The organism is Agrobacterium sp. NPDC089420, from assembly GCF_044900305.1.
In the GTDB taxonomy this organism is placed as follows: Bacteria; Pseudomonadota; Alphaproteobacteria; order Rhizobiales; family Rhizobiaceae; genus Agrobacterium.
Genome location: NZ_JBJDMY010000054.1, coordinates 1 through 3,088, shown reverse-complemented (window position 1 = coordinate 3,088; position 3,088 = coordinate 1). Strand labels below are relative to the sequence as shown.

General features: G+C 53.1%; 2 protein-coding genes and 1 pseudogene. 2 read left to right on the top strand and 1 reads right to left on the bottom strand.

Features of this window, described 5'->3' with window-relative positions; genetic code table 11:
• Together ACI2KA_RS26820 and ACI2KA_RS26815 are read left to right on the top strand one after the other, a co-directional pair.
• Positions 1-193 (top strand): annotated as a pseudogene (locus ACI2KA_RS26820) (hypothetical protein); the annotation flags it as partial.
• Positions 194-245: 52 nt separating this feature from the next.
• Complete coding sequence (locus ACI2KA_RS26815) at positions 246-1,181, top strand: LysR family transcriptional regulator (RefSeq protein ID WP_404505469.1); 936 nt, start codon at positions 246-248, stop codon at positions 1,179-1,181.
• A gap of 12 nt (positions 1,182-1,193) precedes the next feature.
• On the opposite strand, the gene ACI2KA_RS26810 is transcribed toward ACI2KA_RS26815, so the two are convergent.
• Complete coding sequence (locus ACI2KA_RS26810; protein ID WP_404505468.1) at positions 1,194-2,165, bottom strand: quinone oxidoreductase family protein; 972 nt, start codon at positions 2,163-2,165, stop codon at positions 1,194-1,196.
• Between the last annotated feature and the right edge of the window lie 923 nt (positions 2,166-3,088).

Sequence of the window (3,088 nt, the reverse complement as noted above, 5' to 3'; positions counted from 1 at the left end):
GGCACGAACTTCAGGAGAAAACTTGTTCGTCGTTTTGCTTGTCATAGACCCTACTTCTCACGAGTTGGGGTCTCCGGCAAACCCGGTGCGGTTCAACCGGCTCAACGACACGCCACGCGAGTGCCTAGACTTCCAAACACCAAAGGAGATATTCAGCCGGCATTTCTTAGATATGGAAAGCCAAAGCGTGTAAATTTCCCACCAGCGTGGCATTCAATCTGGAACCAGCAATCGCAGGATACATGATGCACGACCTTCACCGATCAGATATTCAGGAACTCGTCGCCCTTGTCGCTCTATACCGCTCGGGAACCTTTGCGAAAGCTGGGCGTGTGCTTGGAAGGCACTCGACAATTATCTCTAAGCGCATATCCGCTTTGGAAGTCCGTCTGGGTGTTCGCCTCGTTGAACGCACGACGCGTCACGTGCGGCTTACGGATACCGGTTTGGAACTGGCGAGGCAAGTAATCATCGCTCAACAATTGATAGAAGAAGCAGAGCAACACGCCTCTGCCAGTGCCCGCGAAATACGAGGCAGACTCCGCGTTGCCCTACCTGCTGCCATGGGACGAAAATGGCTGGCGCCGCTTCTTCCTTCATTCATGCGGGCACATTCAAAAATTGAACTGGACGTGCACTTCAGCGAGCAATTTACTGATCTGGTCAACGAAGGTATAGATGTCGCGATTCGCATTGGTGCACTGGGCGACAGCAGACTTGTTGCCCGTAAACTTGGGAACCACGAACGTATCCTATGCGCTTCCCGCGACTATCTGGAGGTTTATGGTGTTCCGGAGCGTCCTGGTGACATTGTCCACCATAATTGCCTGCTTTTTACTGGCTTCTCAAGTTTCCCAGAATGGCGACTTTCAAACGGAGTTCGGATAGAGGCAGTTCCCGCCAAGGGCACGTTAATCTCAAACGACAGCCAGTCCCTTGTGGAAGCAGCCAAAGCAGGCATCGGAATACTTGGAGCGGGAGAATGGCTGGTGTCGAACGAATTGGAGGAGGGCAGTCTGGTTCGTGTGCTATCGGACTGGGCCTTTGATCTTGACAGCGGCGTTTATCTTGTCAGACCTTCGAAGGAACATACTCCTGCGCATGTTACTGCGTTTTGCGATTGGATCGTGAAGGAGTTCGCTGACGGGCCGCCTTGGCGGCGCGCCCGTCAGTCAGCTTAAGACTCGTCCACGTTACGGTTTGAGAATAAGCGCTCCGCGCGCTTCCCCGTTTTCCAGCAGACGATGTGCTTCATGTACGTCCGACAGACCGATCACTCTCGACACATTCGGTTTGAGAATGCCGTTTTTTATGGCTTCAAAGACATCCCGCACGCGGTCCTGATATTCACCGATGTCCGTTACGTGCGCCGCAAGCCCTGGCCGGGTTACGAAGAGGGAACCCTTGACGTTGAGAGTTCCCATTTCGACCGCTGGCGGCGCTCCACTTGATGCGCCGATAGAAACCAGCATTCCGCGAGTTTTCAAACTGTCGAGTGACGCGGCGAATGTGTCGTGACCGATACCATCATAAACCACGTCCGCCTTGCTTCCACCAGCAGCTTTCTGCAGGCGTTGAGGAAGATCGTTGCCCCAAATCAAAACCTCATCACAGCCAGCAGTTTTGGCCCGCTCTACACTGGCCTCTTTGGATACGACTCCCACGACAAAGGCCCCTAGCGCCTTGGCCCAGGACGCAAGTAACTGCCCAACACCCCCGGCGGCGCCATAAATCAGGACAACGTTCCCCTCGCGCACAGGATATGTTGACTTGAGCAGATATTGCGCTGTGACAGCCTTAAAAAGGACAGCCGCTGCCTCGTCATACTCCAGCCATGAAGGCAATTTGACCAATCTGTTCGCTGGGTAAACTCGCCCGCTTGCATAGGCTCCAATAGGGCCTAGAATATACGCCACACGATCACCGACCGCGACACTATCCACATGGGGTCCGACTTCAGTGACACGACCAGCAGCTTCAAGTCCCAGGCCGTTTGGAGTTGCCAATGGCGCGGTGCCTTTTCGCTGCATCACGTCCAGAAAGTTAACGCCGATAGCTTCGTGCTCGATCCAAACCTCTCCAGGTCCCGGTGCGGATCTAACCAAATCGCACAGTTTCATAACTCCGACGTCACCGACTTGATCAATTTTTACTGCTATTGCCATCGTCCAACTCCAGCTTATTGGTTAGGCAACGCTACCCATTTGTGAGAGATGCAGCAATTCCACTGAAATGCATTTCATTGATGCCTTCAGTGCAGCTATAGGGTCGACGCCATGCACAATGTTAAAGACGGCCTTCCACGACCGAGCGGATAACACCAACGTCGGCAAGAGCACTGTCATCGAGGACACGCAATTTCTGCCTTCTGGCAAATCTCCGCGACTGGCATTCCTTCGTCACCTTGCTTCGAGATGAACGCCTTCTGGGCTTCCGAAAACTGCGGTGCCTTCATCGTCCTCCGCACCTTTTCCAGCCAGGAAAATGCACCGGAAAACTCTGCCCAAAACTTGTCCAGTTTGAAGGGGTCAGAGTACTTTCAATTCGCCCCGAAATCCCCGGCCGGGGATCATCACTTGCCGCTTGTATGCTGCGCTTCATCAGTTCGCCGCTCAGATCGGCATGAAACCCCAGTTCCCGGGCCACGCCACCTCGTCGCCGATATCAACAATCTATAGTGGATTATTTATAGGGATTTCGCAGGAACTCCACACGGAATAATGGAAATACAGAGTTTGGTAGCTTTGAGGTTGGCAATCCCAATTTCGGATCGATTTTTGAGGAACTGCATGGATATTGAAGCTGAGAATGCCGTCAGATGCGCGTTTGAAATGGGGCTTCCTCACAATTCCGATGCAATTCTCGACCGTGCAACGGAAGCCCTAAATGATCCTAGCACGGGCTGTGATAGAATTTACCGAGCCGTCGGTATAATGGTGGCAAGCGGCAGGCTGGATGCGCCGAGGGAATACTGGAAAGATTGGAAATTGTTATATACGCCGCCTCGCTGATCAAAACTCATTCGCCCATTCTCTTCGTCCGATGGACATGATGCGCCAAGGCTGGCTTTCGAGCTTTCGCCATGCAT